The sequence below is a fragment of the Mangrovibacterium diazotrophicum genome, assembly GCF_003610535.1.
GTDB classification, from domain to species: domain Bacteria; phylum Bacteroidota; class Bacteroidia; order Bacteroidales; family Prolixibacteraceae; genus Mangrovibacterium; species Mangrovibacterium diazotrophicum.
Genome location: NZ_RAPN01000008.1, coordinates 1 through 3,254 on the forward strand (window position 1 = coordinate 1; position 3,254 = coordinate 3,254).

The 3,254-nt window shown below is 48.1% G+C and carries 2 rRNA genes; both read right to left on the bottom strand.

Going from position 1 to position 3,254, the window contains the following annotated elements:
* Positions 1–41: 41 nt before the first annotated feature.
* Positions 42–152: ribosomal RNA gene (gene rrf / locus BC643_RS23255) — 5S ribosomal RNA — on the bottom strand.
* A gap of 115 nt (positions 153–267) precedes the next feature.
* A 23S ribosomal RNA gene (locus BC643_RS23260) occupies positions 268–3,140 on the bottom strand.
* Between the last annotated feature and the right edge of the window lie 114 nt (positions 3,141–3,254).

The following is a 3,254-nucleotide window of genomic DNA, read 5'->3' on the forward strand; positions in this document are numbered from 1 at the left end:
ATAAAAAAACCCTGTGCTCTGTCGAACACAGGGTTTGTTAAAGATGGCGACGACCTACTCTCCCACATAAATGCAGTACCATCGGCGCTGGCGGGCTTAACTTCTCTGTTCGGAATGGGAAGAGGTGGAACCCCGCCGCTATAATCACCTAAATTCGTGAGGAATGGTTGTAGTGTATCAAAACACTACCCCAACACTTAAATACGTTTAAACATACCGGGAAAATAAGAATACTTACCAAATATCATATACAGTCTTAAAAAACCTAAGGGAAAGTCTTCGGGTAATTAGTACTGCTCGGCTATGACGTCACCGCCTTTACACCTGCAGCCTATCAACGTTGTCGTCTCCAACGACCCTTAAAGGAAATCTCATCTTGAGGGAGGCTTCGTGCTTAGATGCTTTCAGCACTTATCCCTTCCATACATAGCTACTCAGCAATGCCCCTGGCGAGACAACTGATACACTAGAGGTATGTCCACCGCGGTCCTCTCGTACTAGCAGCAGGTCCTCTCAAATTTCCAACGCCCACAACAGATAGGGACCGAACTGTCTCACGACGTTCTGAACCCAGCTCGCGTGCCACTTTAATGGGCGAACAGCCCAACCCTTGGGACCTTCTCCAGCCCCAGGATGTGACGAGCCGACATCGAGGTGCCAAACCGCTCCGTCGATATGAGCTCTTGGGAGCGATCAGCCTGTTATCCCCGGAGTACCTTTTATCCTTTGAGCGATGGCCCTTCCATACGGAACCACCGGATCACTATGCCCTAGTTTCCTACCTGATCGACTTGTCAGTCTCACAGTCAAGCACCCTTATACCATTACACTCTGCTGACGGTTACCAATCGTCATGAGGGTACCTTTGGGAGCCTCCGTTACTCTTTTGGAGGCGACCACCCCAGTCAAACTACCCACCACACACTGTCCTCTCGTTAGAGAGTTAGGTCCCGAGTAAGCAAAGGGACGTATTTCAAGGATGGCTCCACAAGTCCTGGCGAACCCGCTTCATAGCCTCCGTCCTATCCTACACATCACTTACCCAGAATCAATGTGAAGTTGCAGTAAAGGTTCACGGGGTCTTTCCGTCCCGTTGCGGGTAATCGGCATCTTCACCGATACTACAATTTCACCGAGCTCATGGCCGAGACAGTGTCCACATCGTTACACCATTCGTGCAGGTCGGAACTTACCCGACAAGGAATTTCGCTACCTTAGGACCGTTATAGTTACGGCCGCCGTTTACCGGGGCTTCATTTCAATGCTTCTCTTGCGATAACATCCCCACTTAACCTTCCGGCACCGGGCAGGTGTCAGGCCTTATACATCATCTTTCGATTTAGCAAAGCCATGTGTTTTTGATAAACAGTCGCATGGACCTTTTTACTGCGGCTCTACCGGAGTAGAGCGACCCTTCTCCCGAAGTTACGGGTCGATTTTGCCTAGTTCCTTAGCCATGAATCACTCGAGCGCCTCAGGATTCTCTCCTTGACTACCTGTGTCGGTTTGCGGTACGGGTGTCTTATACCTGAAGCTTAGAGGGTTTTCTCGGAAGCCCTTAGGATCACTATCCGATTGTCCGAAGACTCTCGGTACTGTCAGGTTTCAGCTCAAAGCACGGATTTGCCTATGCTTCTCAAAACTTACGCCCTTTAACGTACTATTCCGTCAGTACGCGGATCTTTCATCACTTCGTTACCCCATCGCAGTATAAAACAGTATCGGAATATTAACCGATCATCCATCGAGTTCGCCTCTCGGCTACCCCTTAGGCCCCGACTAACCCTGATCCGATTAACGTTGATCAGGAAACCTTAGTCTATCGGCGAGCAGGTTTCTCGCCTGCTTTGTCGTTACTTATGCCTACATTTGCTTTTCCAAACGCTCCAGCATACCTCACAGTACACCTTCAACGCAAGATTGGAATGCTCCCCTACCATAAATCCATAGCTTCGGTGGTATATTTGATGCCCGATTATTATCCACGCCCGATCGCTCGACTAGTGAGCTGTTACGCACTCTTTAAATGAATGGCTGCTTCCAAGCCAACATCCTAGCTGTCTATGCAATCAGACCTCGTTTAACCAACTTAATATACACTTGGGGACCTTAGCTGATGGTCTGGGTTCTTTCCCTCTCGGACACGGACCTTAGCACCCATGCCCTCACTGCCGTGAAGCATCTTATAGCATTCGGAGTTTGTCTGGATTTGATAGGCGGTGAAGCCCTCGCGTCCAATCAGTAGCTCTACCTCTATAAGACTCAAACACGACGCTGCACCTAAATGCATTTCGGGGAGTACGAGCTATTTCCCAGTTTGATTGGCCTTTCACCCCTACCCACAGTTCATCCAAGAGCTTTTCAACGCTCCCTGGTTCGGTCCTCCATTTTGTGTTACCAAAACTTCAACCTGACCATGGGTAGATCACAAAGGTTTCGCGTCTAGCGCCACTGACTAATAACGCCCTATTCAGACTCGCTTTCGCTTCGGCTCCGGACCTGAAGTCCTTAACCTCGCCAGTGACGACTAACTCGTAGGCTCATTATGCAAAAGGCACGCTGTCACACCCAAAAGGATGCTCCAACCGCTTGTAAGCGTACGGTTTCAGGTACTATTTCACTCCGTTATTCACGGTGCTTTTCACCTTTCCCTCACGGTACTTGTTCACTATCGGTCTCTCATGAGTATTTAGCCTTACCGGATGGTCCCGGCAGATTCAGACAGGATTTCACGTGTCCCGCCCTACTCAGGATACCACTATCTTGTTAACAACGTACATATACAGGACTATCACCTTCTATGGTTAAACTTTCCAGTTTATTCTATTTAATGTTAACGCAAATGTCGTGGTCCTACAACCCCACCATTGCCGAAACAATGATGGTTTAGGCTGTTCCCCGTTCGCTCGCCACTACTTAGGGAATCACTTTTGTTTTCTTTTCCTCCAGGTACTTAGATGTTTCAGTTCCCTGGGTTAGCTTCCAATATGATTGGATACTCCTTGCGGAGTGGGTTGTCCCATTCGGATATCTGCGGATCAATTCGTATTTGCCAATCCCCGCAGCTTTTCGCAGCTTATCACGTCCTTCATCGCCTATGAGAGCCAAGGCATCCCCCGTACGCCCTTAATAACTTTCTCCTTACTTGTTAGTCATATATCTCTATATAACCTAATTTTGATTCTTTAAGGTTGAATACAAATATTCTTTCGTATTCTTATTTCTTTTTCCCAATATGTCAAAGAACTTTAAAG